The sequence below is a fragment of the Streptomyces sp. NPDC059499 genome (assembly GCF_042749285.1).
Lineage (GTDB): Bacteria > Actinomycetota > Actinomycetes > Streptomycetales > Streptomycetaceae > Streptomyces.
This window is the reverse complement of the sequence record NZ_JBHYTT010000001.1, coordinates 513,000-538,781: the sequence shown is the minus strand read 5'-3', so window position 1 is coordinate 538,781 and position 25,782 is coordinate 513,000. Positions and strand designations below refer to the sequence as shown.

The following is a 25,782-nucleotide window of genomic DNA, read 5'->3' as shown; positions in this document are numbered from 1 at the left end:
TATGTACGCGACCCAGGCACTGAACCAGCTCGTCCCTCTGGCCAAGGAGGTCGACGACAACAAGGTGACGCCCGGCGTCCTCGGCTTCCTCGTCTTCGCGGCGCTCGCCGTGGGCGTGTGGCTGCTGATGAAGTCGATGAACCGCCACATGGGCAAGATCGACTTCGAGGAGGCGCCGGACCCCGCGTCCGAGGAGACGACGCCGGCGGCGGCGGCCCCCGGCAAGAAGTAGGCGCGCGCCCCGCGGGGCTTTGTCCTCAATCGCCGGGCGGGCTCGAAGGTGGCTGCCCCGGTCCGCGGGGGCGCACTCCGTGCGTGGGTGGTGGCCCGGGGCCCCTCCGGAGTGTCTCCTCGGGCGACGAACGTGCGCGCTCCACGCGAGGGGCCCTGCTCGTTGTTCGTCGCCCTGCGGGGACCCTCCTGCACGGCCCCGGACCGGCCGTCCGCGCCTGCGACCACCGGGTGGCAGGCGCCGGTGAGACATGGGTGGGGCCGTGCAGGAGGGTCCCCGCAGGGACTGGCGTAGGACCGGGGCCGGCCGCGTTCCCGGGTGCCACGCCAGTTCCGAGGAGACACTCCGGAGGGGCACCGCCCGCCCCCGCCGCGCAGGGCGCACCCCGCGGACCGGGGCCACCTTCGAGCCCGCCCGGCGATTGAGGGCAAAGCCCCCCCGCCACTTACGGCCGCACCCCCACCGGCACCCCCATGACCTCCCGCGCATGACGCGACGGGGTCAGGCCGAGGCGCCACGCCTGCCAGCCGTCGTCCAGGTCCACGCCACGGTTCAGGACGACCGTGAACGCCTCCGCGCAGTCCTCCAGCTTGCCGTCCCGCAGCGGATGGGCGGCCCGGAGCAGGTCCGCGAGCTCCTGCTGGGCCACGGCGGTACCCACCTCGCTGCCCCCCGGCGACGCGTACGGCAGCAGCGTGCACCGCAGGAACGCGGCCCAGTCGCCGCCCCTGACGTCCCCGTACGAGGCGAACAGGCCGATCGCCTCGTCGCACAGCTCCAGGGCCTGCGCCGTACGGTTGTTGCCGCCGTCGACCAGGGCCAGTTCCAGGCAGGTCCATGCCTCGCCGTGGGCCACCCCGATCCGCCGGAAGTCGGCCCGCGCGTCCACGAGGAGCTGCCGGGCGAAACCGGAGTTGCGCAGGTTGCCCGTCTGCGCGGCCCGCTGGTCGCGGGTGACGCGCCCCGAGTGGTGCCGGGCGCACGCCAGGCCGTAGACGTCCCTCATCCGGGAGAACATCGTGCGGGACCGCTCCAGCTCCCGTACCGCCTGATCGGTGTCGCCGTCCTCCTCCAGGGCCTGCCCCAGGTAGTACCGCGTCCACGCCTCGCCCCGCGCGTCCTCGTTGTCCCGGTGCAGGGCCAGGGCGCCGCGCAGCCGCTCCACCGCGGGGGCGGGGTCGCCGTCCAGCAGCCGGGCGCGGGCCAGCTGGGTCTGGGCCCATGCCTCCCCGCGCTCGTCCCGGGTGCGGCCGTACAGGTCCAGGGCGGTGGTGAGCTCCTCCTCGGCCCGCGCCACCTCGCCCATGCGCAGGCAGACCTGGCCGAGCTGGAAGTGCGACCAGGCCTCGCCGTGCAGCGACTCGCCCTCCCGGTGCAGGGCGAGCGCGGTGTCGAGCAGGGTCAGGGCCTCGGCCAGATTGGCCCGGTCGCGCTCGACGGCCGCCAGGGCGTGCAGGGACCAGGCCCGGTCCTCGGCCTGCTCCGGGGACGCCTGCAGCGCGAGGGCTTCCCGCAGCCGCACCGAGGCCTCGGTCAGGTTGCCCTGGTGGTGCAGGGTGATGCCGAGCGAGCAGAGCGCCAGCGCCGCACCCGCGTCGTTCTGCGCCTCGCGGTAGAGGCCGACGACGGAGGAGAGCGTGGTGCGGGCCTTGTCGAGCTCGCCGAGCTGGCGGGCCGCGATGCCCGTACGCCACTGGACCGACCGCTCCAGCAGCCCCTGGTCGACCGCCTGCGTCAGCTCGCTGATCTCGCCGAGCCGGTAGAGGTCGCCGCGCAGCAGGCAGTAGTCGCACAGGGCGCCCAGCAGATGGAGCACCGCCCCCTGGTCGACTCCCTCGGTGTGCCGGAGCGCCGAGGTGATGAAGCTCGACTCGTCGTCCAGCCAGCGCAGGGCGGCGTCCAGCGAGCTGAAGCCGTGCGAGCCGAACTGCCCGGCGCGGGTGGACATCTTGCCGTCCACCATGCGGATCACCGCGTCGGCCAGCTCCGCGTAGTTCTGGATGAGGCGTTCCTGTGCGGCGGTACGGTCCGCCGCCTCCTCCTCGTCGAGCAGCCGGGCCAGGGCGAAGTCCCGTACGAGGTCGTGCAGCCGGTAGCGCGAGCCGCGCACATGGGTGAGGAGCCCGGCCCGGGACAGGGTCTCCAGCAGTCGTGCGGCCTCCTGCTCCTCGGCCGAGAGCAGGGACGCGGCAGCCGCCGCGCCGAGGCTGGCGCGCCCCGCCAGGGCGAGGCGCCGCAGCAGCCGCCTGGCCTGCTCGGGCTGGTCGGTGTAGCGCAGCCACAGGGCCCGTTCGACAGGGGCGACCGGACCGTACGCGCCGAGGTCGGCGGCGAGGGCCGCGCGGGTCCGTGCGCCGAGCGAGGAACCCGCGACGCGCAGGGCGAGCGGCAGCCCGCCGCACAGTTCGACGACGGAGTCGGTGGACGGGTAGTCGTACGGCCCGTCCTCCTCGTCCTCGGCCGACTCCCGGAGCAGCTCCTCGGAGCCCGCCGCGTCCAGTCCGCCGACCGGCAGCTGGTGCACCCACGCCGGGATGGAGGCGGGCAGTTCGAGGGGTTCGCGCGTCGTGACGAGCACGAGGCTGTCGGAGCGTTCCGGCAGCAGCGTGCGGACCTGGGCGGCGTCCGTGGCGTCGTCGAGGACGATCGTGACGGGTGTGCCGGTGAGGTGCTGGTGGTAGAGCTCGCTCAGGCGCCGCACGTGCTGCTCGGCGGAGGACCTCTCCCGGAAGAGGAGCTGCTCGCGCGGTGCGCCCAGCCGGTTGAGCAGATGCAGCAGGGCGTCCCGGGTCGGCAGCGGGGCCTCCCCGGACACATTGCCGCGGAGATCGACCACGCACGCACCCCGGAACTGGTCCTTGAGCGCGTGCGCGGCCCGCACGGCGAGGGTGGTGCGCCCGGAACCAGGGGTGCCGTGCAGGACGACGACGGTCGGTCTGGTCTCCGTGGAGGCGCGGGCGGCGTGCACCCACTGGGCGATCTGCGCCAGTTCGGCGCGGCGGCCCGCGAACGGGCCGTCGGCTGCGGGCAGATGACCGAAGGACTGTTCGAGAAGTGACCGGGTGCGGGCCGCCGCGCTGCGGTCCCCGCCGCGCAGTTGCGGCACCACGGACGAGGCGGCCTTCTTGGGCGTGCGGGAGGAGGCGGTCAGCATGCGCTGCTGGTCGAGGAAAGGGCGGATGCCCCGTACCTCCAGCGCCGTCAGCCACTGCAGTCGCAGCTGTTCGGGGCCGCCGGGCTGACTCAGCGCGCCCGCCCTGTGATGCGAGGCCGGCCAGTGCGACGCAGTGACCCGGGCGACGGTCGCGGTCGCCCCCGCGACGGCGACGACGGCGCCCGCCCCGAGGGCGAGACCGGCCGGAGTGCCGAGCGCGAGGTCCGCGCCGAAGGCGGCGACGGAGGCAACTCCCGCCACCACCAGGGGTGTTCCCAGTGCGGCTCTGCTGAACCGCTCCGACAACGGCTTCCGCCCGGCCTCCGCGGCGTCGAGCGCATGTGTGTAGGCGGCGTACTCCTCGGCCGCGCCGGCGGCCATCGTGTCGAGAGCGCCCCGCGCACGCGCCATGAGCGCGCCCGAGTCGGTCCGTCCTCCGGTCCGCCGCGTCTCGTCCTCCACGGCGCGTACCAACAGGCGTTCTGCTTCCGCCCGATGGCTGTCCCGCATGCGTCCCCCTAGGTTCCAGCGACTTCGGTTCAAGCGGCTTTCATGGTCACCCAGTGTCCTGCGTACGGCGCGTCAGCGCGAGAGAGCGAGGCGATCAACCGGTAGGGGATCCGGGTACGCAAGGATTGGGTCATGGCCAACCGACTTGCGCAGACAACCTCCCCGTACCTCCTCCAGCACGCCGACAATCCCGTCGACTGGTGGCCGTGGTCGCCCGCGGCTTTCGAGGAGGCCCGCAGGCGAGGTGTTCCGGTGCTGCTCAGCGTCGGTTACGCCAGCTGCCACTGGTGTCATGTGATGGCGCACGAGTCCTTCGAGGACGCGGCGGTCGCGGACTACCTGAACGCCCACTTCGTGCCGGTGAAGGTCGACCGTGAGGAACGCCCCGACGTCGACGCCGTGTACATGGAGGCCGTGCAGGCCGCGACGGGCCAGGGCGGCTGGCCCATGACCGTGTTCCTGACCGCCGACGCCGAACCCTTCTACTTCGGCACGTACTTCCCGCCCGAGCCCCGCCACGGCAGCCCGTCGTTCCAGCAGGTGCTCGAAGGTGTCGTGGCCGCGTGGACCGACCGCCGCGAGGAGGTCGCGGAGGTCGCCGGGCGCATCGTCCGGGACCTCGCCGGCCGCTCGCTGTCGCACGGCGAGGAGGGTGTTCCCGGTGAGCCGGAGCTGGCCCAGGCCCTGCTCGGGCTGACCCGGGACTACGACGGGAAACACGCGGGTTTCGGGGGCGCGCCGAAGTTCCCGCCGTCCATGGCCGTCGAGTTCCTGCTGCGCCATCACGCCCGTACGGGGGCCGAGGGCGCCCTGCAGATGGCCGAGGACACCTGCGTGGCCATGGCGCGCGGCGGGATCTACGACCAGCTCGGCGGCGGCTTCGCCCGCTACTCGGTGGACCGGGAGTGGGTCGTACCGCACTTCGAGAAGATGCTCTACGACAACGCGCTGCTGTGCCGTGTGTACGCCCACCTGTGGCGCGTCACGGGGTCGGAGCTGGCCCGCAGGGTGGCCCTGGAGACCGCGGACTTCATGGTGCGCGAGCTGCGGACCGCCCAGGGCGGTTTCGCCTCGGCGCTGGACGCCGACAGCGAGGACGCGCACGGGCGGCACGTCGAGGGCGCGTTCTACGTCTGGACGCCCGCGCAGCTGCGCGAGGTGCTGGGCGAGGAGGACGCCGCCTTCGCCGCCGAGCACTTCGGGGTGACCGAGGAGGGCACCTTCGAGGAGGGGGCCTCCGTCCTGCAGCTGCCCGCGACCGTGGCGCCGGAGGACGGCGCGCGGGTCGCCGACGTGCGGGCCCGGCTGCTGGCGGCGCGGGAGCTGCGGGTGCGGCCGGAACGGGACGACAAGATCGTCGCCGCCTGGAACGGCCTGGCGATCGCGGCGCTCGCCGAGACCGGCGCGTACTTCGGCCGGCCGGATCTGATCGAACGGGCCACGGAGGCGGCCGACCTGCTCGTACGGGTCCACATGGGTCCCGTGGCCCGCCTCTGCCGCACGTCGAAGGACGGCCGCGCGGGCGACAACGCAGGGGTCCTGGAGGACTACGGCGATGTCGCCGAGGGCTTCCTGGCGCTCGCCTCCGTCACGGGCGAGGGCGTCTGGCTGGAGTTCGCGGGCTTCCTGCTGGACATCGTCCTGGAGCGGTTCAAGGGCGAGGGCGGGCAGCTGTACGACACCGCGGACGACGCCGAGCGGCTGATCCGCCGCCCGCAGGACCCCACCGACAGTGCGACCCCGGCCGGCTGGACGGCGGCCGCGGGCGCGCTGCTCTCGTACGCGGCGCACACCGGCTCCGAGGCGCACCGCGCGGCGGCCGAGGGCGCGCTCGGGGTGGTGAAGGCACTCGGGCCCAAGGCGCCCCGGTTCATCGGCTGGGGGCTCGCCGTCGCCGAGGCATGGCTGGACGGGCCCCGCGAGGTCGCGGTCGCCGGTCCGGTCGGCGGGGAGCTGCACCGGACCGCGCTGCTGGGCAGGGCGCCGGGTGCGGTGGTCGCGGCGGGCGAGGTCGCCGACGCCGGCACGGAGTTCCCGCTGCTGGTGGACCGGCCGCTGGTCGGCGGGGTGCCGACCGCGTACGTGTGCCGGCACTTCGTCTGCGACGCGCCGACGACGGACGCGGCGGAGCTGGCCGGGAAGCTGGGCGGCTGACCGGCGGGACCGCTCAGCCGTGCTGGTAGGCGACGAGCGAGATGCCGACGTAGTGGACGATGAAAGCGGCCAGCGTCAGTGAGTGGAACACCTCGTGGAAGCCGAACCAGCGCGGCGAGGGGTTCGGCCGCTTGATGCCGTAGATGACGCCGCCCGCGCTGTAGAGCAGCCCGCCGACGACGACGAGGACGAGGACCGCGATGCCGCCCGTGCGCATGAAGTCGGGCAGGAAGAACACCGCGGCCCAGCCCATGGCGATGTAGCAGGGGGTGTAGAGCCAGCGCGGCGCGCCGACCCAGAACACCCGGAAGGCGATGCCGGCCGCCGCGGCCCCCCACACCGCCCACAGGAGCGGCTGCCCGGTGGACTCGGGCAGCAGGAGCAGGGTCAGCGGGGTGTAGGTGCCCGCGATGATCAGGAAGATGTTGGCGTGGTCGAGCCTGCGCAGCACGGCTTCGCCGACAGGCCCCCAGGTGCCGCGGTGGTAGACCGCGCTCACGCCGAACAGCAGGCAGGCACTCGCGATGTAGATCGCGCAGGCGACCCGGGCGCGTGTGCTGTCGGCCAGGGCGATCAGGGTGATGCCCGCGATGACCACCGCGGGAAACATTCCGGCGTGCAGCCAGCCGCGCATCCGTGGCTTCTCGGGTACGGGGTCATCGAGGACGACGGGTCCGGACGCGGCGGCGGCAGAAGTCATGACCGCATGCTACCTACGCAACCGTAGGTAACGAATTCGAGTGGCGATGCTCACGTGGGCGGCCCTCTGGACATATGGGCGCGATGGTCGGATGATCAAATGAGTGCGGTCGGCACCGGATGAGCGCCAGGGGAAAATGAAGGGGTCAGCATCCGGGTCGCAGCCCCCACGGGGCACCTACAACAGACACCCTCGACAAGGAGCGATCGTGGCGCGCGACATCGCGGCTCCCCTCACTGTTCCCACCCAGCACCAGGAGCTCGTCTCCTGGGTAGACGAGATCGCAGCTCTCACCGAGCCGGACCGTGTGGTCTGGTGCGACGGCTCCGAGAGCGAGTACGAGCGCCTGTGCGAGGAGCTCGTCGCCAAGGGCACCTTCACGAAGCTTGACCCGGTCAAGCGTCCGAACTCGTACTACGCCGCTTCCGACCCGAGCGATGTCGCCCGCGTCGAGGACCGCACCTTCATCTGCTCCGAGAAGGAGCAGGACGCGGGCCCGACCAACCACTGGAAGGCCCCCGCCGAGATGCGGGAGATCTTCACCGGTGACAAGGGCGTGTTCCGCGGCTCCATGCGCGGGCGCACCATGTACGTCGTGCCGTTCTGCATGGGCCCCGTCGGCTCACCGCTCTCCGCCATCGGCGTCGAGATCACCGACTCCGCCTACGTCGCCGTCTCGATGCGCACCATGACGCGCATGGGCAGTGCGGTCCTCGACGAGCTCGGAACCGACGGCTTCTTCGTCAAGGCCGTCCACACCCTGGGCGCGCCGCTGGAGGAGGGCCAGGAGGACGTTCCGTGGCCGTGCAACTCCACCAAGTACATCTCGCACTTCCCCGAGGACCGCGAGATCTGGTCGTACGGCTCCGGCTACGGCGGCAACGCCCTGCTGGGCAAGAAGTGCTACGCGCTGCGCATCGCGTCCGTCATGGCGCGTGACGAGGGCTGGCTCGCCGAGCACATGCTGATCCTCAAGCTCACCCCGCCGCGCGGGGAGAGCACGTACGTCGCGGCCGCCTTCCCGAGCGCCTGCGGCAAGACCAACCTCGCCATGCTGGAGCCTACGATCTCCGGCTGGACCGTCGAGACGATCGGCGACGACATCGCCTGGATGCGGTTCGGCGAGGACGGCCAGCTGTACGCGATCAACCCCGAGGCCGGCTTCTTCGGCGTCGCGCCCGGCACCGGCGAGCACACCAACGCCAACGCCATGAAGACCATGTGGGGCAACTCCGTCTTCACCAACGTCGCGCTCACCGACGACGGTGACGTGTGGTGGGAGGGCATGACCGAGGAGCTCCCCGCGCACCTCACGGACTGGAAGGGCAACGACTGGACCCCCGAGTCCGGTACGCCCGCCGCGCACCCCAACGCCCGCTTCACTGTGCCGGCCGGGCAGTGCCCGATCATCGCGCCCGAGTGGGAGGACCCGAAGGGCGTGCCGATCTCGGCCATCCTCTTCGGCGGCCGCCGCGCCTCCGCAGTCCCGCTGGTCACCGAGTCCTTCACCTGGCAGCACGGTGTCTTCCTCGGAGCCAACGTGGCCTCCGAGAAGACCGCCGCCGCCGAGGGCAAGGTCGGCGAACTGCGCCGCGACCCGTTCGCCATGCTGCCGTTCTGCGGCTACAACATGGGCGACTACATGAAGCACTGGGTCGAGGTCGGCGCCGACAAGGCGGACCAGTCGAAGCTCCCGAAGATCTACTACGTGAACTGGTTCCGCAAGAACGACGCGGGCAAGTTCGTGTGGCCCGGCTTCGGTGAGAACAGCCGTGTCCTGAAGTGGATCGTCGAGCGCCTGGAGGGCAAGGCCGAGGGCGTCGAGACCCCGATCGGCATCCTGCCGGCCAAGGGTTCCCTGGACACCGACGGGCTGGACCTCTCCGAGTCCGACCTGGACTTCCTGCTCAACGTCGACAAGGAGGTCTGGCGCGAAGAGGCCGCGCTGATCCCCGAGCACCTCAACACCTTCGGCGACCACACGCCGAAGGAACTGTGGGACGAGTACCGGGCGCTGGTGCAGCGCCTGGGCTGACGCCCCTTCGATCTCCGTGGCCGGGCATCCCGACATCCGCCCTGACCTGTGGGGGTCAACTGCCCGCCGCGGTAGGGACGTGCACGAACACGCCCCTGGCCCCCGGAGCCCCTCACGGCTCCGGGGGCTGTCCCTTTTCGGTGGGAACACCCGTGTAACGCCAACTCCTTGCGCACACTCTCTTCACAACAGTTGCATGGCCCTCACAGGGCGCCCGCGGCTACCGCCGGCGCCGACAACCCTGTGGGGGGACACAGTTGAACAGGTCACGGCAGAGAAGACGCAGCATCGCGACACTCCTCGCGCTCGCACTCGCGGGTGCGGGCCTGACGGTGCTCGCCGCACCCGCCGCCCACGCGGCCGACGACGACGTGGCCAAGCTGCCCATCTCGTCGTTCTCGTCCATGGTCGTCGACTCCGTGCACGAGCGCGTCTACGTGAGCGACGACACCCGCCTGCTGAACACGAAGTCGGCGGTGCTCGTCTACAACTTCCAGGGCCAGCGCGTCGCCACGCTGCCGAGCACGGCCGGCGCGGTGAGCGGCATCGCCCTCTCCACGGACAGCACCAAGCTGTTCGTGTCGGAGATGGGCCGGATCGCGGCGTACGACACCGAGACCCACGCGAAGACCACCCACGCCTCCACCTACTACTGGGGCGAGTGCGGGCGGCAGGTCGCCTACGCCGGCGGCAAGGTGTGGTTCACCGAGATCGGCTACGCCTCACAGTGTGACGAGCGCACGAGCCAGGTGTTCGGCACCGGCGGCACCGGGTCCTACGCGACGGGTTGGGAAGGCGCGGGCAGGCTGCACTTCGCGACCGCGCCAGGGGCCCCTGGCCTGCTCGCCATGGGGCAGACGCTGAGCACCGGAGAGGCCAACCCCTACCTGACCACGTTCGACAGCAGCGGCGACACGCTCGTCAGGGGCCCGCAGCGCCGCTTCGCGGACAGCGAGGGCGCGGGCGCCCTCGACCTCGAGGACCTGGCGCTTACCCCGGACGGCAGCCGGCTGGCGGTCGCCGACGCCTCCTACGGCACCCGGCTGCTCGACGCGACCGATCTGTCCGACGCCCCGACGGCCTACCAGCCGCTCCCGGAGGGGGCGAAGGCCTCGGCCGTCGCCTTCAGCGGCGACGGCAGGTACGTCGCGCGGGGTGCCACCGCCACAGGCTCCGTGCCCGACCTGCTGATCCAGAAGGCGGATCCGGAGGAGGGCACCACGGCCTCCGAGTTCGCCTTCGAGGGCGAACTCGACGGCGCCCGGATCGCCCCACGAGGTCTCGGCTGGTCGAAGGACGGCTCCCGGCTCTTCGCCGTGACCACCAACGCCTCGGGCACCTCCTACTGGCTGCACGTGATCCAGCCCCCCGCGGCCCAGTACGACTCCCGCTTCACGGGCTCCCTGTCGACCACCCCGGGCAGGGCCGTCGTCGGTGAACCGCTGGGAATCCGGGGCCGGCTGGAGCTCGACGGGCCCGCCCCGGCCGAGCCGGTGAAGGTTTCGGCCGTGCGCCACGACGCGAACGGCGACCGCAAGCTGGCGGCCGTGGAGGTGGACGCGGACGGCTCGTTCACGGTCCTCGACGTCCCCTCGCTGGTCGGCGAGTCCACGTACACGCTCTCGTTCCTGGGCGATGTGACGCACCGTCCGGCCGAGGACGTCACCCTCGCCGTCGCGGTGGACAGGGCGCCGACGGCGATCGCGCTCACCGCCCCGGCGGAGGGGACGAAGAACCAGAGCCTGGAGATCACCGGCACCCTCACCGGCCAGGGCCGGGCGCTGCCCCCGGGCATCACCCTGTCCGTGCAGCGCACCGACAAGCGGGGCACCGGCACGCTGACCTCGGCGGCGGTCGCGGCCGACGGCACCTTCCGGATCAACGACCTGCCCTCCGCGCGGGGCGAGGTCGTGTACACCGTCGGCTATGCGGGCGATGCCCTGCACAGCGCCTCGACGGCGTCCGTGACGGTACGCGTCCGCGCCGCCTAGCGTTCACGGGCGTGGCACCCGGTCCACGAGTCTTCGCGACCCGTGGACCGGGGCCGTCAGAGGGCGCCGACCAGCTCGGGCGGCGCGGTGGAGTCCGGCGCGGTGGCCTTGGGCATCGCGGCCGTGTGCGCGTCCATGCGCTCGGCCGAGAGGATCGCCACGGCCGTGTCGGCGCGGGACGCGGCGACCACCAGGGCCCGGCCCGCGAGGGCGTGGGCGCGGCGGTGGAGAGCGGCCGCGGGTGCGTCGCTCAGGCCGGCGTGCCGGGTGGGCGGGGTCCCGCGGAGCCGGGCCACCTGCTCGGCGATGCGGTCGCCCGCGATGCCGAGCCCCAGCTCGTCGGTGACCGCGAGAAGGGCGGCCAGATGGCCGGCGAGCTGGATGTCCAGCTCCTCTTCACGGGTGCGGTGCGGGAAATCGGCGTCGTCGGCCGGTGTGTGGACCGATTTGGTGCGGATCGGCTCGTACATGGATGGCCTCCTGGTGTTGCTGTAGGGCCATCCTAGCTTGGATTCAGTCTAAAGTTGTGAGTGGTCCGGATGATGGGCGGACGACTGGAGCCGGAACCCGGTCTCAGGGCTGGCTGTACCCGTCCAGGAAGTTCCCGATCCGGGTCATGGCGTCGGTCAGATCCTTGGTGGACGGCAGGGTGACGATCCGGAAGTGGTCGGGTTCCGGCCAGTTGAAGCCCGTGCCCTGCACCACCATGATCTTCTCGGCCCGCAGCAGGTCGAGCACCATCTGCCGGTCGTCCTTGATCTTGAAGACCTTGGGGTCGAGCCGCGGGAAGAGGTACAGGGCCCCCTTCGGCTTCACGCAGGTCACGCCGGGAATCTGCGTCAGCAGGTCGTACGCCGTGTCCCGCTGCTCCAGGATCCGCCCGCCCGGGAGCACCAGATCGTTGATCGACTGCCGTCCGCCGAGCGCGGTGGCCACGGCGTGCTGGGCCGGCATGTTGGCGCACAGCCGCATGTTGGCCAGGATCGTGAGTCCCTCGATGTACGAGGTGGCGTGCGCCTTCGGACCGCAGACCGCCATCCAGCCGGAGCGGTACCCGGCGATCCGGTAGTTCTTGGAGAGCCCGTTGAAGGTGAGCACCATCAGATCGGGGGCGATGGCGGCGGTCGGGGTGTGGGTCGCGCCGTCGTACAGGATCCGGTCGTAGATCTCGTCGGAGCAGACGACGAGGTTGTGGCGCCGGGCGATCTCGGTCAGCCCGCGCAGCATCTCGTCGTCGTAGACCGCACCCGTCGGATTGTTCGGGTTGATGATCACCATGGCCTTGGTGCGGTCGGTGATCTTCCGCTCGATGTCGGCGAGGTCGGGCATCCAGTCGGCCTGCTCGTCGCACCGGTAGTGCACGGCCGTGCCGCCGGCCAGCGAGACCGAGGCCGTCCACAGCGGGTAGTCGGGAGCGGGGACGAGCACCTCGTCGCCGTCGTCCAGCAGTGCCTGCATGGACATCTGGATCAGCTCGGACACGCCGTTGCCCAGGTAGACGTCCTCGACGTCGAGGTCGATCCCCTTGGTCTGGTAGTGCTGCATCACCGCGCGGCGCGCGGACAGCAGGCCCTTCGCGTCGCCGTAGCCGTGCGCCCCCGCGAGGTTGCGCAGTATGTCCTCGAGGATCTCGGGCGGGCACTCGAAGCCGAACGCGGCAGGGTTGCCGGTGTTCAGCTTGAGGATGCGGTGACCTGCTGCTTCGAGCCTCATGGCCTCTTCGAGCACGGGGCCGCGGATCTCGTAACAGACGCCTGAGAGCTTCGTGGACTGGATGACCTGCATGTCTGCGAGCTTACGACCGTGTTTCGCACGGTGCTCGGAGTAAGGCCCCGGGTTGCTCCCTCAGGGTCCCCGCGGTCGTCCCTCCCGTCTTCCATCGGCATGCCGCCCACGGCCGCCCACCGTGGGATGGGCCGGTCGGGGCGGCGGTGGGGCTTGGAATGCGGGCGTGACGTACGGGGCCGAGTGAGATGCGCCACGCCACCGGACTCACCCGGGCAGGACGGTCCCCCCGGGAAGGCGTACGCCGAAGTCGTCGGCCAGGACGCGCAGTACCTCGGCGGCGTCGCCCAGCTCCCGTTCCGCGACGGTGCCGTCGTCCGCGGTCTCGACGAGGGTGCGGCCGGACAGCGCCCGGTGGAGGCCGGGCAGCGTGCGCTGGGCGTACACCGCCTGCTGGAAGGGCGAGCGCGGGTTGGTGGCGATGTGCCAGTTGATGACTTCGAAGTCCGGAGCCTCGAACGGCTCCAGGGTGAACTCGTACTGCGGCTCCCAGACCCCGCCCTTCTCCGTCTGCAGTTCCCACAGCTCCAGCGGTCCGTCGTGCGGGGCGTGCACGAGCCTGTGGTGGCGCGGCGTGTCGTGCAGTTCGGTGTCCACGATCAGCGGGATGGGTTCGAGCAGTGCCCCGTTCGAGCCGAAGCCGGCATCGGCGAGGAAGACGGTGGGAGCGGTGGGGTCGGCGGGGTCGTTCTCCGTCTCCACCTTCAGCAGCATGTGTGTACGGGGCCTGATGTCGCCGGGTGCGGCACCCAGCACCACGCGCGCGGCCAGCAGCGTCACCCGGAAGCCGAGCTGGGTCAGGGCAGCGGCGAGGAGGGTGTTGTGCTCGTAGCAGTACCCGCCGCGTTCGCTGCGGACGAGCTTCGCCTCCACGTCGGGGAGCGCCAGGGAGGGCGCACTGCCGAGGACGGGTTCCAGATTCTCGAACGGGATGCCCAGCATGTGGGCGCGGTGCACGGACCGCAGCACCTCCCGTGTGGGGCGGCGCTCCCCGGACCAGCCGATGCGGGCGAAATAGGCGTCGAGGTCGAGTGTCATACGCCGACCCTACAAAGCCGTCCCCGGTGTGTTCAGGCCCTCTGCGCGTCGGAACGGGGCGGGATCTTCCGGGGTGTCAGGCGCCGGACGGCGGCTCGATGCGTGCCAGCCAGGCGGTGAGGAGCGTTTCGAGCTGTGCGGCCTCCTCGGGGGACAGGGCGTCCAGCAGCCCGCGTTCGTTGCGCATGTGTGCGCCGAACGCCTGGTCGATGACGCTCCGCCCCGCCGGGGTGAGCGCGACGACGCGCCCCCGGCCGTCGGCCGCCGAACGGCGGCGGGTGACAAGGCCGTCGCGCTCCAGACGGTCGATCCGCTTGGTCATGGCGCCGGTCGTGACCATGGTGTGTGCCGCCAGTTCCCCTGGGGCGCGCTCGAAGGGCTCACCGGCGCGCCGGAGGGCGGCCAGCACATCGAACTCGCCCTCGCTCAGGCCGTGGCGCCGGTAGACGGCGCAGAGCTGCTCGGTGAGCAGCGCGCCCAGCCGGTGCAGCCGCCCGATCACGGCCTGCGGCCGCACGTCGAGGTCGGGGCGTTCCCGGGCCCACTCGGCCTGGATGCGGGCTACGTGGTCGAGCGGCGCTTCGGGGTGCTCCTGCATGAGTTCACTATAGCTTCCATGGAAGGCATAATAGTTTCCATGGAAGCTAATGTGCGGTGGACGGTGGTCACGGCGATCGCTCCCGTGGCCTGGGGCACGACGTACTTCGTCACCCACGCGTACCTGCCGGCCGGGGATCCGCTGTACGGCGCCGCGATCAGGGCGCTGCCCGCGGGGCTGCTGCTCCTCGCCGTACGTAGGGAGCTGCCGCGCGGGTCGTGGTGGTGGCGCAGCGCCGTTCTGGGGTTCCTCAGCACGTGGGTCTTCTTCGCCCTGGTGTACATCGCCGCCCAGGTGCTCCCGACCAGCCTGGCCTCGACGGTCATGGCGACCTCGCCGATGGTCATGATGATGATCGCCTGGGGGCTGGTCGCGGAACGGCCGCACGTGCGGCACCTGGCCGGTGCGGTCGTCGGCGCCGGGGGAGTGGCGCTCATGCTCCTCACCGGTGCGGACCCGGTCGCGCCGCTGGGTGTGGTCGTTTCCGTCGCGGCCATGCTCCTGTCGTCCCTGGGGTACATCCTCGCCAAACGATGGGGCGGCGGGGTGGACGTCCTCGCCTCCACGTCCTGGCAGCTGATCGCCGGGGGGCTCCTCCTGCTGCCGTTCGCGGTCGTCGTCGAGGGGGCGCCGCCGCACCTTGACGCGCCCGCCCTGCTCGGGTTCGGCTACGTCTCCGTGGTGGCGACGGCGCTGGCCTTCGCCGCCTGGTTCGCCGGCCTGCGGCACCTGCCCGCGGCGACGGTGGGCCTCGTCGGCCTGCTCAACCCCGTCACCGGTGTCCTGCTGGGCACGGTGATCGCGGGCGAGGTGCTCACGGTGCGCCAGCTCGGCGGGCTGGTCCTGGTGCTGGCCGGGGTCCTCCTCGGCAGGCCCGTCGTCAGGAAGGTGAGGGCGGCGCGGACGGTGGAATCCGTGCGCTGATCCGCTCGGAGGCTTGAATTCGCCCCTTGTGGGGTCCCTCTCCATACGCAAACATGCGCATGTCAAAAACCGGAAGAACTCCGGTCACAGGCATATATGGAGGGGACCCCCACATGAACAAGCCTCTCATCGGCGCACTTCTTGCTGTCCTGTTCCTCGGCGCGGGCATCGCACCCGCAACCGCGGCCACCGGTCCCGACACCGCCGAAGTCCGGGTGAAGGCGGTCGGCTTCGCCGGGACGGTCGCGCTCAGCAACTGCTCCGGCTCGGTCGTACGGGCGCCTTCCTCGCAGCCGGGCGACCCGGCCCTCGTGATGTCCAACGGGCACTGCCTGGAGAGCGGCTTCCCCGACCCGGGCGAAGTCGTCCTCAACCAGGCCTCGACCCGCAGCTTCACGCTGCTGAACGCGGCGGGCCGCGGTGTCGGCACCCTGCGCGCGAGCAAGGTCGCGTACGGAACGATGACGGACACGGACGTCTCGCTCTACCAGCTCACCACCACGTACGCCCAGATCAAGAGCAGCTACGGCATAGAGGCCCTGGAACTCGACGCCGCGCGACCGGTCCAGGGGTCCGCGATCACGGTGGCCTCGGGCTACTGGAAGCGCACCTACAGCTGCGCCGTCGACGGGTTCGCCTACCGCCTGAAGGAAGGCGCCTGGACCTGGAAGGACTCGATCCGCTACACCTCCGCCTGCAAGACCATCGGCGGTACGTCCGGCTCCCCGGTGATCAACGACGCGACCGGCAAGGTGGTCGCCGTCAACAACACCGGTAACGAGGACGGGCAGCAGTGCACGGACAACAATCCGTGCGAGGTGGACGAGAACGGCACCGTCACCGTCCGCGAGGGCATCAACTACGCCCAGCAGACGTACGGCATCGTGCCGTGCATCGGCAGCGGCAACCGGATCGACCTGAACCGGGCGGGCTGCGCGCTGCCCAAGCCGTAGGGGGAAGCGGTCGTCGAACCGGGGCCGCAGTCCCGGCTTCGGCGGCCCCTCCTTCCGCCGGAGGTTCACCCGAGGGCGTGCAGGATCCTGCCCGGAGATTGGCAGGAGGCTGCCCCACGCGGCCGTCCCGCCCGGGTGTCCCCGCTGCCAGACTGACGGCTGTTCAACCGTGACGCTCCAGCTGTACGGGGACTGGGGTGCCGGGCGGGTGACGGGGAAACAGATGCGTGCGATCTTCGGCGGTACTCGTGGAGTGATTGCGGGAGCGGCCCTCGTGGCCCTCACGCTGACCGGGGCGACCTGGGTGGTGTCCGGGCCCGGTGGGCAGGCGGGCGGCGCGGACAGGGAGGTACGGCAGCTGGCCGTCGATCCTCCTTTGAGCGATCCGTGCCGTGATCCGATCAACGGCTGGCAGGGGAAGCCGCCCGCCATGTGCAAGCGCGGCTGAGTGGCCCGGAACGAAGACCGGAGGCCGTGGCTTCCCCGGCACGTCCGGGGGAGCCGCGGCCATGTCAGATCCAGCCGCGCTCGCGGGCGAGCAGCGCCGCGTGGGCGCGGTTCTCCGCACCCAGAAGCTGCATCAGATCCGAGATGTGACGACGGTAGGTGCGCAGGGCGATGCCCGCCTCGCGCGCGCCGATCTCGTCCTTGCCGACCGTGCACATCAGGTGCAGCACCTTCCTCTGGATCTCGGTGGGACCCGGGCCGCGCAGGCCTTCACCGCGTTGTTCCACCAGGGCCGTGAAGTCGTCCGCCCCTGCCCAGAGCCGCTCGAAGTTGTTGACGACGGTCGTCACGATGCCCTCCTCCTGCGAACACAGGGCCCCCTTGGCCGTGTTGCTGGGGTCGAGCGGCACCAGTGCGGTGTGACGGTCGTAGACGAGCATGAGTTCGTCCAGTTCGTCCAGGACCCTGATCCGCGCACCTGCGGCGGTGAGTTCCTGGAGATAGGCGCGGGTGGGTCCGTCCTCCAGCGCGGTCCGGCGGATCAGGCTGCGGCAGCTGACGCCGCGACGCAGGCAGCGCATGTCCAAGGGCCGGGAACTCTCGATGTTCTCGGGGGTGAGCGCGTCGTAGGGTTCGGCGGCGAGCACTTCGTCACGGGCGAAGAACGCCAGCTCGTCGAGGCGTGTGCGGATCGCCTCCAGGCCGGTGATCCGTTCGACGGTTCTCCGGTCCTTGCCCAGCTCCGGTTCCGGGATCTCACGGCCCAGCGAGTCCACGAGGGGGCGCAGATGGGTGAGCGAACGGATGTCGTCGTAGAGCTCCTCGAGCCGTTGTTCGGCGAGGCGTGCCACCACGAGTTCGGGCTCGCAGGCCCGGGCCAGGCCGTCGACCTCCTGGATGATCTTCAGTTCCCGCAGTCTCTGTACGGACCGGCGGGTCGGCTCGGCCTCGTGGCGGAGCAGGACATGGATGTCCTCCACCTCGATGTCCGGGTTGCGGAGCAGGTGCCGGTAGACGTCTTCCTCGATGTTCGACAGCCCGAGTACGAGCATTTCGTGCTCAGCCAAAGGGGACACTCCGTGGTGAACCGGTCGGCTCGGCGCGACCGAGTGACCTGCAGGTTTTCGACGGAGTGTAGGAGTGGCGCGACCGCCCGGTAAAGCTTCCGACGGGAGCGGTGGGAGTACGGGGACCGGATGCGAACAGAACGAGGACATAAGCGAGTTGATGCCCTGTAGCGCACCTCGGCCCGCCGGGGAACGGGCCGGCGGGCCGAGTTGGGTCAGGGGCGCGTGAGGGGTGGTTCGTTCACGCGCGCGGGGGCGGTCAGACCGCCCACTTGCTGCAGCTGGAGGCAGCGGACCAGGCGTGGCTGCTGATGCTGTTGTTCGCCGAAAGCAAGGTGGTGTAGGAGTCGTCGGAGAGGTTGGAGGCCCAGCCTTCGCTCCGGCTGAGGCAGATGTGCCCGCCGCCGCGGTTGGCCCAGTTGTAGAACGCGACCTCGGAGTTGTTGCCGTTGTTCAGGATCGACGACGCCTTGTTCGTGTCGCTGCCCTGGAAGCTCAGTGCGGAGTCCCCCCAGTCCGAGTCGTCGCCGGACGCGTGGCCGAGGTGTCCGTTGCAGTTGGTGCTGTCGTACGCGTACATGTAGCCGGAGAGGGCGCCGGCCATGGCGTCGGAGCAGTTCGCCGCCTGGGCGGAGGTGGCGGGGACGAGGGCGCCGAGGGAGGCCACGGCGACGGTCGTCAGGACAGCGAAAGTCTTGCGCATGAGGTAGTGCTCCTTCATGTGTAGGTCTTTGGATCCATCCGCGGCTGCTGTGCCGCGGAAACCTGATGGGTGCCCTGCATTCCAGTGACGGGAACTCACTGGTTTTTGAGATCCCGGGCCCGGGAGAGTGCGGTCAGTCTCATACGCTGGTAGGCGGCATTCTCCTTGCCGTATTTCTTCAGCGTGGTGGACAGATATTCACGTTCGAGGTCGCGAGAGATCTTCCCGAGTGACGTCTTCGCGGCACACGTGGCCTCGGTCACAGCCAACTCGACCTCGAACTCCCGGGCATCTCGGGAATTCATTTCCGCGGTGAGCGCGAGCCGCTTCTCGCGGAGTTTGTCCGGGGAGGAGAAGGGCCGTCCGGCCTCTCCCATGCAGTGGGACCAGGCACTGACCGCCCTTTTCAGACGTTCGTCCGCCAGAATGTCCGGCACATAGAGCAGTGTCAGGCTCGTGACGGTCTTCTTCGCCTTGAACCAGGCTTCGAGGTCTCCGTAGAGCCGGGTCCGTGCCCCGGCCCAGCACCCCTGCCGGGGGGTCTCGATGGTGCCGCCGGCGGGCAGGTCCACACGCAGTACGTCGTCGTAGTCGCCGTTGAGAGCCGTGTTGTAGCGGATGCGGTCCTTCCGCGGGAGTGCGTTGGGGAACCGGACGTTGGGATGCTCCCGGCGGTCCTTCTCGGCCGCCTCGTCGAAGGCCCGGCCGTAGCCGTACTTCTTCGCCCACGCGACGTCGTCGTTCACGTAGCGGCCCGCTCTGCGGGCGTCGACGCTCGCCACCGGTCCCGTCCAGTACTTGAATCCCTTGTTCTCCATGCACTCCTTGACAAGCGCGTACTCGGCGTACTCGATTTCCATCTCCTCGGGGACGGTCAGATCCCGGAGCGCGCTGTCCGAAATCGCGACCGTGTCACCCCTCGGCTGCTCGGCCGAGTTCGTCGTTCCGTCTGTCCCGGCCCCGCAGCCGGCCGTGATGCAAGCGGCCGCCGCGACGGCAACGGAGATGGAGAACTTCCGCCTCATGTGATGCGCGCTCCCTACGGCTGATGCGGCGCCACTGCCGCGTTCAATTGCCCTGGAAGTATCTCGGCCGCGAGTATGCGGAAACAGAGTTTTTGGTTCTGCTTAAAAAGCGCAGGGAAACCGGGGGAACGGGAATGCTCCGCATACATTTCACCGCCGCGGATCTGGCCAGGGTCCGGGTGGCGCCGTCCCCCGACCCGCTGTGGGAGGTCTGTCTGAGCCTCCACCGGCTGCGGGCCGGTCAGGGACGCCGGCCCTACGCCCCCTGGTACCGCGCCGCCCGGGCCCGGCTGCACGAGAGCGGCCTCGCGAGCTCCGTACGGAGTCTGCTGCTGCCCCTGGTTCCGCAGGCCGGCTACTTCCCCGACTTCCTCACCCCCGCCGAGTCCGCCGACGGCCTCGATGCCGGGCTGAAGGGGATCCTGGCGACGGCGCCGGACCGGATCCTGGACGAGGTGGGACGGCTCTCCCGCAACGGCGGCGGCCCCTCGTGGGGCGCCCGGCTCGCCGAGCAGGATGCCCGGGTCCAGCTGACCCGGACGATCCGCGCGTACCACGACGCGGTCATCGCCCCGTACGGCGACGAGATCCAGGCCCGGTTCGAAGCCGAACGGTCCGCCCGTGCCCGGACGTTGCTCGATGCCGGGATCGACGGGCTGCTGCGGACTCCGGGCGGAGGCGCGGAGTGGAAGCCGCCCGTGTTGCACGTCGGCTATCCGGTGGACCGCGATCTGTACCTGGAGGGCCGGGGGCTCCGGCTGATCCCCTCGTACTTCTGCTGGGGGAGCCCGGTGGCTCTCGCCGACCCGGAGCTGGAGCCCGTCCTGGTGTACCCGCTGGGGCACGGATCGCCTCGGCAGCCGCTCCCCGGGGACCAGGGCCCGGGCGAACCGCTCGCGGCCCTCCTGGGGCGCACACGCGCAGCCGTCCTGCGCGCCGCCGCCTCCAGGACGGGTGCCACAACGGGCGAACTCGCGCGTGTGACAGGGGCTTCCGCCTCCTCCGCCAGCCAGCACGCCACCGCCCTGCGTAACGCGGGTCTGCTGGTCAGCCACCGTCATGCCGCCTTGGTCCTGCACACGTTGACCCCGCTGGGTGTCTCGCTGCTGGCGGCGGATCAGCCTCCGGACCGCATCCCGGGCCGGCTCCGGGCGGCGGCGGGATAAGACGCCGGGAGAGGGCGGGCCCCGTCAGGCCACACTGTCCGCCTCCGAGGCGACGTACTCCCCGAAGCGCGCCCACCCCTCCGCGCAGGCCCGTGCGACCAGGCGCAGCGACTCCCGTGAGTGCCCCGCCGTCGATCCGGCGATCGTCTCGGCCTGCTCGGTGAACGCCAGCGTCGCGGACGCGAGCCGCAGCAGCGCCCGCCCCTGGCTGCTGTACTTCAGCGACGGGTCCCGCACCAGGCGGGCCAGCTGGTCCCTGGCCGTCTCCGGGCAGGCGGGCCCGGGGAGAGCCGGAGGCGCCGGGGCCGCCACCCGGGTCGGCTCGGGGGCCGCCGTGCCGTCCTCCTCGGCCAGGCGCCGTCGCACGTCCAGTGCCGTCCCCACCGAGATGCCGGCCTGCCGGGCGACTGTCCGCAGACTCTCACGCGGGTGCCGCCGCATGATCTCCGCCGCGATCCGGCGCCCGGCCTCCGCCGAGAGGGGACGGCGTCGCCCGTCACGGCCGGTCCTCATCTCGGACCGCACGTCCGACCGCTGTCGGTCACCGGTTGGACGACGGCGCAGCCCGGCCACCGTGCGCGGAGCGACCCCGCACACCGACGCGATCCACCGGTCCGACCAATCAGGGTGCGAGGCCAGGATGCGTGCGGCTGCCGTCGCACGCTCGTGCCCGGCCAGGGGCAGCCCCTGACCGGTGTTGAGGCGCACGGCGGCCACGAAGGCGTCCGCGTCGGAGCCCTCGAACCAGCGCACCGGGAGCAGCTCCACCCCGTTCAGCCGGGCGGCCGCGAGGCGGTGCCTGCCGTCCACGATCCGCATCGTCGACCGCTGGACCAGCAGGGGCGGGAGGTCGTGGAGGTTCTCGGCGAGCAACTGGACATGTGCGAGGTCCAGCCCCCGCAGCCGTGGCGAGTCCCCTACGCCGAGGGCCGTGACCGCAACCATGACGGCCCCGTCGGTCTGTGCCATCGTGGGCTCCTTCGAACCGTGCGCTGGTGCGTGAGTCCGACGGCACAACGATTCCACCCCGCGAGACGCACGGACCGCTGCCGGTCTGGCATCTTCCGGTCCGGCCCTGGCAGGATCCGGCCTCCCTCAGCCCCGCGCCCGCCCCGTCCCCCGTACCGCGCGGCCGGCCAGGGTGGTGGTCCGTCTGCCGTCCTCGATGACGAAGCGGCCGTCGATCAGGACGTGCGGGATGCCCACCGGCAGGGTGCGGGGATCCTCGAAGGTCGAGCCCGCGGCCACCGTGGCCGGGTCGAAGAGGACCAGGTCGGCGCGGTAGCCCTCGCGGACGAGGCCGCGGTCCGGCAGGCGCAGGCGGGCGGCGGGGCGGGAGGTGAGGTGGGCGACGCACTCCTCCAGGGTCAGGATGCCCAACTCCCTCACGTACCGGCCGAGGTACTGCGGGAAGGTGCCGTAGGCGCGCGGGTGGGGCTTGTCGCCCTGGAGGATGCCGTCGCTGCCTCCGGTGTGCACCCGGTGGCGCATGATCTGCCGGACGTTCTCCTCGTGGCCCACGTGCTGGAGGATCGTCGTGCCCAGCCGGTCCTCGGTGAGCAGCCGGCGGGCGGTCACCCAGGGGGCCTCGCCGCGCAGCCGGGCGGACTCGGCCACCGTACGGCCGACGTATCCGGACAGGTCCGGTGCGCCGACGCCCGAGATCTCGATCGTGTCCCACTCGATCGGGACGCCGTGGCAGCCGTCCGAGCCGACGACCTCCAGGTGATGACGTATCCGCTCCGCCGTCGCGTCGTCCGCGAGCCGGGTCAGGACCGACTCGGGACCGCCCTCGCCCGCCCAGCTCGGCAGCATCGCGACGAGTGTCGTGCAGCCCGGGGTGTACGGGTAGGTGTCCAGCGAGATGTCCGCGCCCGACGCGAGGGCGTCGTCCAGGAGTGAGAGGAGGTCCGGTGCCTTCCCCTTGTTCACGCCGAAGTTCATGGTGGCGTGGGCGAGATGGAGAGCGCAGCCGGCGTTACGGGTGAGCTGCACCATCTCCTCGTACGCGGCGAGCGCCCCGGCTCCGTACGAGCGGTGGTGCGGGCAGTAGTAGCCGTCGTGCTCGGCCACCACCCGGCACAGCTCGGTGAGTTCGGCGTCGTTCGCGTACATCCCCGGGGTGTACGTCAGCCCCGAGGACATGCCGACCGCGCCCTCGGCCATGCCCTGCGCGACGAGTTCCTTCATCCGCGTCAGTTCGGCGCCGGTGGCCGGCCGGTCCTCCCAGCCGACCGCGAGCATCCGTACGGTGCCCTGCGGGATCAGGTAGGCGGCGTTGACGGCGATGCCTTGGCCGTCGAAGTTGCGGTCGAGGCGGTCCAGGTACTCGCCGACGGTGCGCCAGTCGAAGTCGATGTCCGCGCCGTCGCCGTTCCAGCCGGCGATGGCGCGGCGCACCTCGGCGAGCGTGCGGTCGTCGGCGGGGGCGTAGGACAGCCCGTCCTGGCCGAGGACTTCGAGGGTGACGCCCTGGGCGGCCTTCGCGCTGTGGTCGGGGTCGCGCAGCAGGGCCAGGTCGCTGTGGGCGTGCATGTCGACGAAGCCGGGGGAGAGCGCGAGGCCGTCGGCGTCCAGGGTGCGGGCGGCAGTGGGGCGCGGGCCGTCGCCCTCGCCCCGGATCTCGACGATCCGGCCGTCGTCGACGGCTACGTCGGCCCGCTGGGCGGGGGCACCGGAGCCGTCGATGACAGTCGCGTCGCGGATGACCAGGTCCATGGTGTGGCTCGCCTTTCAGGGGGCCGGTCACGGGAAGGGGCGGGGGACGAACCCCGTGGAGGTCAGAAGAACGTGCGGATGTAGTCCGTGACCGTGCCGTCCGCCTGCACCAGCGGAATCAGCTGCCACTTGTCGAAGCTCGTGCACGGGTGGGACAGCCCCATGCCGACCCAGTCGCCCACCTCCAGCTCGGCACCCTCGTCCGTACCCACCCAGGTGTGCTGGTCGGACAGACCGGTGACCGTGATGCCGGTGGCGGCCCGCACCGAGCCGTCGCGCCCGGACCGTACGACCTGCGCCTGCGGGAGGTCGAGGTCGTACGCCGCGTCCCGCTTGCCCGCGTTGAGGAACGCCTGCTCGCCGGTGGGGCGCGAGACGACCTGTGCCCAGAGCCGGAAGGCGGGCTGCAGGGCGCCCTCCTCCGGGACCCGGTTGAACGGGGTGATGCGCAGGTAGTGGCCGTCGTCGTGCGAGACGTACGCCCCGGAGCGCAACAGCTTGCAGACGGGACGGGAGAGTTCGGGAATCCCCGAGAAGACGTCGGCGACCGCGTCGAACCAGGCGCTGCCGCCCGCGCTGATCAGGATCTCGTCGGCCGGGTCGAGCTTCGCGAAGCGGCCCTCCGCGTCGAAGCCGGCGGCCAGCGCGACGAGACGGCGCAGCCACTCCCGTACGCGCTCGGGGGAGGCGTCCGGGACCTCGCCCTCGTACCCGGCGACGCCCACCAGGCGCAGCGTCGAGGTGGCGGCCACCGCGTCGGCGACGGCCGCGCAGTCGGCGTCCGTACGGGCGCCGGTGCGCGCGCCCTGTCCCGCGCCCAGCTCCACGACGACGTCGACGGGGCGGACGGCGCCCGCGGAGCGCAGGGCCTCGTCCATCAGCTCGACACCGCGCACGGAGTCGACGTAACAGGCGAACGTGAAGTCCGGGTCGCCGTCCAGCTCGGCGGCCAGCCAGCGCAGCGCCACCGCGTCGACGACCTCGTTGGCCAGGAAGATCCGCCGGATGCCGTGCGCACGGTAGACGCGCGCCTGATGGGGGACCGCGGCCGTGATGCCCCAGGCGCCGTACTCCAGCTGACGGGCGAAGAGCTGAGGGGACATCGACGTCTTGCCGTGCGGCGCGAAGGCGAGGCCGTGCCGCTCGGCGTACGTCTCGAGCAGCGCGAGGTTCGCCTCGACCGACTCCGCGGACAGAGCCAGCACCGGGGTGGTGAACCCGCCGGTGAAGAGGTTCCGGCGTTCGGCGGCCAGGGCGCCGACGCTCAGTCCCTCCGCGTCGGGCGGCAGCGCCTTGAAGCGGTGGTCGACCCGCTCGTCGTTGAGTGCCGTGACGGACTGCTCGGCGGCCAAGGGAGCCTCCTCGAAAGTGATCGTTGCATCATGTGCAACACCCATTGCGCATATCGCTTGACGCTGTCTAACATCCGAGCCGATGCCGGGTCAATGGTGAGCACCGGCGCCGACAGCCGACCACGAGGAGCCCAGAGTGTCCGGATCCGCAGCCGGGACAAGCACCGCAGACGCGGACGTCGTCTGTCTCGGTGAGTCCATGGTGACGTTCCTGCCCTCGCAGCCGGGCCGCCTCGCCGACGTACCCACCTTCGGCCGCGGCATCGGCGGCGCCGAGTCCAACGTCGCCTGCGCGCTCGCCGCGGCCGGCCACCGGACCAGGTGGGTCAGCCGGGTCGGCGCCGACGGCTTCGGCGACCACCTCGTCGCCGCCGTCGCCGGATACGGCGTGGACACCTCCGCCGTACGACGCGACCCGGACCGCCCCACCGGCATCTACTTCCGCACGGCGACCGACCGGGCCACCGACACCCACGAGGTCGCCTACTACCGGGCGGGATCCGCCGCCTCCGCGATGTCCCCGCACAACGTGCCGTACGAGGACCTCCTGACCGGCCGCATCCTGCACCTGTCCGGCATCACGGCCGCACTCTCCGCGGACTGCCTGGCACTGCTCCACGACCTGACCGCCCCACGGGAGCGCCGCCCGCTGGTCTCCTTCGACGTCAACCACCGCCCCGGCCTGTGGCGGAACGGTGCCGCGGGACCGGACGTACTGCTCGACCTCGCCCGCCGCTGCGACCTCGTCTTCGTCGGCGAGGACGAGGCCGACGAGGCGTGGGGGGTACGCGGGACAGCCGCGATCCGCGAGGCGCTGCCCGAGCCCGCCGTCCTGGTCGTCAAGCGGGGCAGCGAGGGCGCGACGGTGTTCTCGCGCGGCGCCGGAGGCACCGACACCGCCACCACCGTCCCCGCCCTCCACGTCGACGTCGTCGCCCCCGTCGGCGCCGGTGACGCCTTCGCCGCCGGATTCCTCTCCGCCACCCTGCGCGGACTGCCCGTACGGCACCGGATCCGGCACGGCCACCTCATGGCCGCAGCCGTCCTCACCGTCCCCGGCGACCTCACCGGGCCCCCGGCCCGCGCGCACGCGGACCGTCTCGCGGACCTCGACGACGAGGCCTGGGGGAGACTTCGTCTCGGCCCCGGGTGGACGGGGGACGATCCGGAGGTACGTACGCCGTGAACGAGCGCAGCGAGAGAACAGCCAAGAGGGGCGTCCCGGGCGAA

At 71.4% G+C, this 25,782-nt stretch carries 21 protein-coding genes; 9 read left to right on the top strand and 12 right to left on the bottom strand.

The features are described 5' to 3' along the window. Nucleotide 1 precedes the first annotated feature (1 nt). Entirely contained in the window at nucleotides 2-232 is a 231-nt protein-coding gene (locus tag ACFW9O_RS02490) for a hypothetical protein (protein ID WP_384604158.1), read from the top strand. Nucleotides 233-677: 445 nt separating this feature from the next. Here ACFW9O_RS02490 and ACFW9O_RS02485 read toward each other — a convergent pair whose 3' ends face one another. Next, nucleotides 678-3,896 carry a tetratricopeptide repeat protein gene (locus tag ACFW9O_RS02485; protein WP_384604155.1) on the bottom strand — a complete coding sequence of 1,073 codons (3,219 nt, stop codon included), beginning with the start codon at nucleotides 3,894-3,896 and terminating at the stop codon, nucleotides 678-680. A gap of 132 nt (nucleotides 3,897-4,028) precedes the next feature. Between ACFW9O_RS02485 and ACFW9O_RS02480 the strand changes: the two genes are divergently transcribed. Further along, nucleotides 4,029-6,050 carry a thioredoxin domain-containing protein gene (locus ACFW9O_RS02480; protein WP_384604152.1) on the top strand — a complete coding sequence of 674 codons (2,022 nt, stop codon included), beginning with the start codon at nucleotides 4,029-4,031 and terminating at the stop codon, nucleotides 6,048-6,050. Between the two features lie 13 nt (nucleotides 6,051-6,063). On the opposite strand, the gene ACFW9O_RS02475 is transcribed toward ACFW9O_RS02480, so the two are convergent. Further along, nucleotides 6,064-6,750 (bottom strand): hemolysin III family protein, encoded by a 687-nt coding sequence (locus ACFW9O_RS02475; RefSeq protein ID WP_383179966.1) that lies wholly within the window; start codon nucleotides 6,748-6,750, stop codon nucleotides 6,064-6,066. A gap of 208 nt (nucleotides 6,751-6,958) precedes the next feature. Between ACFW9O_RS02475 and ACFW9O_RS02470 the strand changes: the two genes are divergently transcribed. Next, nucleotides 6,959-8,785 (top strand): phosphoenolpyruvate carboxykinase (GTP), encoded by a 1,827-nt coding sequence (locus ACFW9O_RS02470; RefSeq protein ID WP_351167375.1) that lies wholly within the window; start codon nucleotides 6,959-6,961, stop codon nucleotides 8,783-8,785. 257 nt (nucleotides 8,786-9,042) lie between these two features. Continuing rightward, on the top strand, nucleotides 9,043-10,776 hold the full coding sequence (locus ACFW9O_RS02465) for a YncE family protein (RefSeq protein ID WP_384604149.1): 1,734 nt from the start codon (nucleotides 9,043-9,045) through the stop codon (nucleotides 10,774-10,776). 56 nt (nucleotides 10,777-10,832) lie between these two features. Here the strand turns inward: ACFW9O_RS02465 and ACFW9O_RS02460 are convergent, their stop codons facing one another. The 4 genes from ACFW9O_RS02460 to ACFW9O_RS02445 all read right to left on the bottom strand — a co-directional run bounded on the left by ACFW9O_RS02460 (nucleotide 10,833) and on the right by ACFW9O_RS02445 (nucleotide 14,197). Continuing rightward, nucleotides 10,833-11,246 carry a hypothetical protein gene (locus tag ACFW9O_RS02460; protein WP_384604146.1) on the bottom strand — a complete coding sequence of 138 codons (414 nt, stop codon included), beginning with the start codon at nucleotides 11,244-11,246 and terminating at the stop codon, nucleotides 10,833-10,835. 103 nt (nucleotides 11,247-11,349) lie between these two features. Beyond that, a complete protein-coding gene (locus ACFW9O_RS02455; protein WP_384604144.1) occupies nucleotides 11,350-12,561 on the bottom strand; it encodes a pyridoxal phosphate-dependent aminotransferase in 1,212 nt (403 codons plus the stop codon). A 207-nt stretch (nucleotides 12,562-12,768) separates the two neighbouring features. Further along, entirely contained in the window at nucleotides 12,769-13,599 is an 831-nt protein-coding gene (locus ACFW9O_RS02450) for an arylamine N-acetyltransferase (RefSeq protein ID WP_384604142.1), read from the bottom strand. A gap of 76 nt (nucleotides 13,600-13,675) precedes the next feature. Then, complete coding sequence (locus tag ACFW9O_RS02445; RefSeq protein WP_384604140.1) at nucleotides 13,676-14,197, bottom strand: MarR family winged helix-turn-helix transcriptional regulator; 522 nt, start codon at nucleotides 14,195-14,197, stop codon at nucleotides 13,676-13,678. Between the two features lie 39 nt (nucleotides 14,198-14,236). Here ACFW9O_RS02445 and ACFW9O_RS02440 point away from each other — a divergent pair, with 39 nt between their 5' ends. The 3 genes from ACFW9O_RS02440 to ACFW9O_RS02430 all read left to right on the top strand — a co-directional run bounded on the left by ACFW9O_RS02440 (nucleotide 14,237) and on the right by ACFW9O_RS02430 (nucleotide 16,522). Next, complete coding sequence (locus tag ACFW9O_RS02440) at nucleotides 14,237-15,121, top strand: EamA family transporter (RefSeq protein WP_384604137.1); 885 nt, start codon at nucleotides 14,237-14,239, stop codon at nucleotides 15,119-15,121. Nucleotides 15,122-15,234: 113 nt separating this feature from the next. Further along, nucleotides 15,235-16,074 carry a serine protease gene (locus tag ACFW9O_RS02435; RefSeq protein WP_384604134.1) on the top strand — a complete coding sequence of 280 codons (840 nt, stop codon included), beginning with the start codon at nucleotides 15,235-15,237 and terminating at the stop codon, nucleotides 16,072-16,074. Between the two features lie 169 nt (nucleotides 16,075-16,243). Then, nucleotides 16,244-16,522 carry a hypothetical protein gene (locus ACFW9O_RS02430; protein ID WP_384604132.1) on the top strand — a complete coding sequence of 93 codons (279 nt, stop codon included), beginning with the start codon at nucleotides 16,244-16,246 and terminating at the stop codon, nucleotides 16,520-16,522. A gap of 64 nt (nucleotides 16,523-16,586) precedes the next feature. Here ACFW9O_RS02430 and ACFW9O_RS02425 read toward each other — a convergent pair whose 3' ends face one another. The 3 genes from ACFW9O_RS02425 to ACFW9O_RS02415 form a co-directional block, all read right to left on the bottom strand. Then, complete coding sequence (locus ACFW9O_RS02425; protein ID WP_384604130.1) at nucleotides 16,587-17,588, bottom strand: helix-turn-helix transcriptional regulator; 1,002 nt, start codon at nucleotides 17,586-17,588, stop codon at nucleotides 16,587-16,589. Nucleotides 17,589-17,847: 259 nt separating this feature from the next. Further along, nucleotides 17,848-18,291 carry a hypothetical protein gene (locus ACFW9O_RS02420; RefSeq protein WP_384604128.1) on the bottom strand — a complete coding sequence of 148 codons (444 nt, stop codon included), beginning with the start codon at nucleotides 18,289-18,291 and terminating at the stop codon, nucleotides 17,848-17,850. A gap of 95 nt (nucleotides 18,292-18,386) precedes the next feature. Next, on the bottom strand, nucleotides 18,387-19,316 hold the full coding sequence (locus tag ACFW9O_RS02415; RefSeq protein WP_384604126.1) for a hypothetical protein: 930 nt from the start codon (nucleotides 19,314-19,316) through the stop codon (nucleotides 18,387-18,389). 134 nt (nucleotides 19,317-19,450) lie between these two features. Here ACFW9O_RS02415 and ACFW9O_RS02410 point away from each other — a divergent pair, with 134 nt between their 5' ends. Continuing rightward, complete coding sequence (locus tag ACFW9O_RS02410) at nucleotides 19,451-20,482, top strand: ArsR family transcriptional regulator (protein ID WP_384604123.1); 1,032 nt, start codon at nucleotides 19,451-19,453, stop codon at nucleotides 20,480-20,482. A 24-nt stretch (nucleotides 20,483-20,506) separates the two neighbouring features. Here ACFW9O_RS02410 and ACFW9O_RS02405 read toward each other — a convergent pair whose 3' ends face one another. The 3 genes from ACFW9O_RS02405 to ACFW9O_RS02395 all read right to left on the bottom strand — a co-directional run bounded on the left by ACFW9O_RS02405 (nucleotide 20,507) and on the right by ACFW9O_RS02395 (nucleotide 24,597). Beyond that, nucleotides 20,507-21,451: a ParB N-terminal domain-containing protein gene (locus ACFW9O_RS02405; RefSeq protein ID WP_384604120.1), complete on the bottom strand. Its 945-nt coding sequence runs from the start codon at nucleotides 21,449-21,451 to the stop codon at nucleotides 20,507-20,509. A gap of 126 nt (nucleotides 21,452-21,577) precedes the next feature. Further along, complete coding sequence (locus ACFW9O_RS02400) at nucleotides 21,578-23,200, bottom strand: amidohydrolase family protein (RefSeq protein WP_384604117.1); 1,623 nt, start codon at nucleotides 23,198-23,200, stop codon at nucleotides 21,578-21,580. A 62-nt stretch (nucleotides 23,201-23,262) separates the two neighbouring features. Then, nucleotides 23,263-24,597: an alanine racemase gene (locus ACFW9O_RS02395; RefSeq protein WP_384604115.1), complete on the bottom strand. Its 1,335-nt coding sequence runs from the start codon at nucleotides 24,595-24,597 to the stop codon at nucleotides 23,263-23,265. 91 nt (nucleotides 24,598-24,688) lie between these two features. On the opposite strand from ACFW9O_RS02395, the gene ACFW9O_RS02390 reads away from it, so the two are divergent. Further along, nucleotides 24,689-25,738, top strand: coding sequence for a sugar kinase (locus tag ACFW9O_RS02390; protein ID WP_384604112.1), 1,050 nt, complete (start codon nucleotides 24,689-24,691; stop codon nucleotides 25,736-25,738). The last annotated feature ends 44 nt before the right edge of the window (nucleotides 25,739-25,782 follow it).